Below are 3,974 nucleotides of genomic sequence, written 5' to 3'. Positions count from 1 at the left end.
CTAATAACTGAATGCTTACCATTAACCAGCTTTTTTATCTTTCTATGAATCAAGATTTTTACAGATTCAAAAAATATTTTCTAGAAACCTGAGAAAGTATTAGATATTTCACGATACTGACATCTGCTCATTAAATTTACAAAGGAAAAAATGAAAAAAATAATTACAGTTTGCTTATTGATATTTATATCAATCAATATTATGAAAATGCCCACTGTATTAGGAGTGGAAACAACAAAAGGTGGAGAACTTTTTCAGATTCATTGTGCAGGTTGTCATGCTAATGGAGGCAATATTGTTAGAAGGTGGAAAAACTTAAAAATAAGGACTTTGAAAAAAAATAAATTAGATTCTGTCGAGGCGATCGCTTCTCTAGTTAAAAATGGTAAAAACAATATGTCGTCTTATCAAGACCGTTTAACTCCAGCAGAAATTGAAACTGTATCAGCTTATGTATTGCAGCAAGCAGAAAATGGTTGGCATTGAAGTAGCAGTCAGCAGTCAGCAGTCAGCAGTCAGCTATTAGCTTTTCACTGTGTATAATATCATGTCCGGTTGAATAGTTATAAATAAATGAGGGAGGAGTCAGGAGTCAGGAGTCAGGAGTCAGGAGGGAAGAGAGGAGAAAGAAAGTATAAAAAGAAGAAAGTTTTTTTTATCACGCTCTTATCCGGACATGATATAATACGAATTACTAAAAGTAATGCTATACTTAGCTAACACTTCAGTTATTAAGTAGTTAACACCGATATTTTAATCTTTTTGCTAATTTTAGCACTTATGAATGTTAATTATTCTTATCTTTACTTCTCTGTACGGACGTTGCATGCAACGTCCGTACCACTCCTCTACTCCCCTGCTTAATCAAATGTAGAAAACTTTTTGAGAAATGGTATAATGGGGGCTTCTCTTGAGTATCCCCTCCGCGTCTTATAACCCCCACGCAAAGCGCACCACTAATTTTTCTCTCCTCTTGTGGGGGACTTAAACCCTCGGATTTTAGCCCTCCTGCTAAATGCTGGCAAGCTCCGCATGACCTAAGGAAAAGCTAATAGNCTCTGTACGGACGTTGCATGCAACGTCCGTACCACTCCTCTACTCCCCTGCTTAATCAAATGTAGAAAACTTTTTGAGAAATGGTATAATGGGGGCTTCTCTTGAGTATCCCCTCCGCGTCTTATAACCCCCACGCAAAGCGCACCACTAATTTTTCAAGCTCTTGTGGGGGACTTAAACCCTCTGATTTTAGCGCTCCTGCTAAATGCTGTTTGCTCCGCATGACCTAAGGAAAAGCTAATAGCTAGTTAATAGAAATAGACAGAAAAACTTTTGTAAATATTTAGCTAGCTTGCATTCACCAATCAGATTCCTAGAATAAGTGTTTTGACACTCCACGGACTAAAGTCGCGTGGATTCTTAAGCGGAATAAATTTGACGGACTTTCCTCACGTCAAATTTTACCCTTAATGGCATGGCCAAAGATGCCTCTAGTCTGTCCGGGGTAAACCCATTCAGGTTGCTTTTAACTCCAATGTTCGATGCACCGTTAGTATCGGCATTTATCAATTTCCCTTCTCTAGTCTTGTACAAACCACGTTTAACTCGTTTACCGCTGAAACTATATTCGGTTGGATTATCAGCATTATATACAGGGATTAAATCACCATCTATAAAGCTAGCTTTAGAAGTATAGGATTCTTCCTGTTCAGTGTAAGTTAACCCGTATCTATCACACATAGATTTTAGCTTTAGTCTCAAACTGTGGTGCGGTATTTGTACAAACTTTTGGTTAGTTTTTTTGCCTAAATTGATATTTTGTTTCATGCCAGGATTAACACCTACAACTAGAGTGGATATTTGATTTTTACGACACCAGTTGATTAAGTATCTAGCAGCCTTATTTAGGTAATCTCTAACTTGATTATTCCGATTTACAGTGATACTAATTTGTTTTTTTGTCAAACCTTTAATACCCTGCTTATCTTTTATGGATTGCAATCTAGAATTTTCTTTGTTGTACCACTGGTTAATTGATTTGAGTTTTCTACCGTCTAAAATAAACGATGACCCAGTGTTTGATACACAAGTGGCTAAATTGTTTAAACCTAAGTCTATTGCTACTGCATTATCTGTTTTTACTACTGGCTCTGCCTCCGACTCGGTAATAAATTCTACTTCAAAAAACTGGGCATCAAATCTAGGGATTATTCTAACTTCCTTAAGATTCTTATCTGCTAATCTCTCAGGAAAAGGGATTTTTACTGCACCATATTCAGCCTTAAATTTCCTAGACATTGGAATATTGAAATATCCATCTTTTACCTTGATTCGAGGTATTATTAAAGGAAAGTATCCCTCTTTTTTGAGATATCTAGGCATTCGTATTTGTTCAAACCGATAGAGACTTTCTTTGGCCTTCTGAATTAAGTTAAAAAATGACTTAAAAGACCTGTCTACCACTTTCAAAGTCTGTTGTGCAATATCAGTTTGAAGTAGCTGATAATTTTCGTTTTCTTTGCAGTAATGATAATTTGATTCATACCTTAGACATCCGCCCTCAGAGAAATAGAATTGTCGCACAGAATACAAGCCGACATTGTACATATTTTTAGATAATCTGCACAAAGTTTTTAACGCTTTAAATTCGGTGCTAGACAAATTTCTAATTTTGTTCTTTTGAGTTAGGTACATACAATAGTTTTCGCTGTATAATGTATATATTAGCGAAGTATACTTGAATTGTCAACATGACTACGGGTTAAAACCCGTCGATTCGCTTCCATCCCGCCGTTTAAACTGGCGGGTTTCCCACATACCGATTTTTTTGTGATGAAAGTGAGGGTGATACCAACTTAGACCAACAGTTTGGTCTGTGGGAATCTGAATATCATATTCAAAGGTTTCTCCAGCACCTAGTAAATGTAGAACATTATCAGCACGACCTAGAGGAGATGTATGGAAACCGTGGGTATGTAGGTTAGATGCTGTGTTAGCTGGAGTATTTCCTGCTTCTTCTATCTTAGTTAAATTATTTGTCAGAGTAATTTGTACCTTGTCCCCAGGTTCAGTCACTATCAATGGACCAGGAATCTTGAGCTCGGAAGTTGTACCGTCAGGAGCTGTACCTTGATACGCTCTCAGTATTTCATAAGGAGTGAAGCTAGGTAGAGTTTCTCCATTTTCATCTAAAAGGGGTAGTCCGGTATCAGGATCGAGACGAGGTAACCATGGTACTAATCCATCTGCTGAGGTGAGAATTCCTAAACCTTCTATCTCTAATCGCTCTAACTCTTCCATCGAGAGTTGTGCTTCTAATACCTCATCTGGACCCCAGCTCGAAAAGAAATCTCCGGTGTTTCCCTGTGGGTTATTTTGCCACTCTTCAATAGGGTTATAAAAGGGAACTACTACATCTGGGTGAGGCAAGACTGGAAGATAACCATCGGGATCGAAGCCTTCACTCCATAATTCAAAGTTCTCTTGACCAATAATTTTTGCGTCTCTTAATGCAACGTCAGCCATAATTAATTATTTCCACTCCGTAAAACTGATAAAATGAGTCACACTCAAGTGATAGATGCTATATAAATGTTGTCTGCAATATTCCTACTGCTATAACCAAGACTTTTAGCGGTATCTCTTCGACAGACATTTACAGTTAAGCCAACCGAATTTTTTTAATTAATCGAGGCATTCGCCTTCTCGATCTTTATTTCTGCTCAATCAAATCTCACACAAAAAATCAAAAACAATTAATGTAATCTGATGAGCGTGATGTTTGCTATTATTTGATTTTCTGTCAGACTTTAAGTTGCCTTTTTAAATCTAGTCAAAAAAGCATTACAGCTATTGTTTATTATTTAGATGTAGATTGAAACTTGTGACAGCTAAAAGCCTAATAAGTTAGTTAGTGATTTAATCTGGTGTAGATAGTCAAAGAGAATTATTTCATTTAACTCCGAATTAACTTCTTT

General features: G+C 36.8%; 3 protein-coding genes. 1 reads left to right on the top strand and 2 read right to left on the bottom strand.

Going from position 1 to position 3,974, the window contains the following annotated elements; all coding sequences use genetic code 11:
- Positions 1-201: 201 nt before the first annotated feature.
- The gene (locus AFK68_RS07060) at positions 202-486 is read left to right on the top strand and encodes a c-type cytochrome (RefSeq protein ID WP_246844043.1); all 285 of its coding nucleotides are present in this window, start codon (positions 202-204) and stop codon (positions 484-486) included.
- A 930-nt stretch (positions 487-1,416) separates the two neighbouring features.
- Here AFK68_RS07060 and AFK68_RS07055 read toward each other — a convergent pair.
- Entirely contained in the window at positions 1,417-2,691 is a 1,275-nt protein-coding gene (locus AFK68_RS07055) for an RNA-guided endonuclease TnpB family protein (RefSeq protein WP_094672146.1), read from the bottom strand.
- Between the two features lie 60 nt (positions 2,692-2,751).
- On the bottom strand, positions 2,752-3,522 hold the full coding sequence (locus tag AFK68_RS07050) for a multicopper oxidase domain-containing protein (RefSeq protein WP_094672145.1): 771 nt from the start codon (positions 3,520-3,522) through the stop codon (positions 2,752-2,754).
- Between the last annotated feature and the right edge of the window lie 452 nt (positions 3,523-3,974).

Source organism: Hydrocoleum sp. CS-953 (genome assembly GCF_002260545.1).
Lineage (GTDB): Bacteria > Cyanobacteriota > Cyanobacteriia > Cyanobacteriales > Microcoleaceae > Trichodesmium.
The sequence above is the reverse complement of the archived record's forward strand: the minus strand, read 5'-3'. Positions and strand labels throughout refer to the sequence as shown.

Coding starts and splice junctions, on each gene's coding strand:
- AFK68_RS07060 (WP_246844043.1), top strand. CDS start 202: ATGAAAATGCCCACTGTATTAGGAGTGGAAACAACAAAAGGTGGAGAA.
- AFK68_RS07055 (WP_094672146.1), bottom strand. CDS start 2,691: ATGTACCTAACTCAAAAGAACAAAATTAGAAATTTGTCTAGCACCGAA.
- AFK68_RS07050 (WP_094672145.1), bottom strand. CDS start 3,522: ATGGCTGACGTTGCATTAAGAGACGCAAAAATTATTGGTCAAGAGAAC.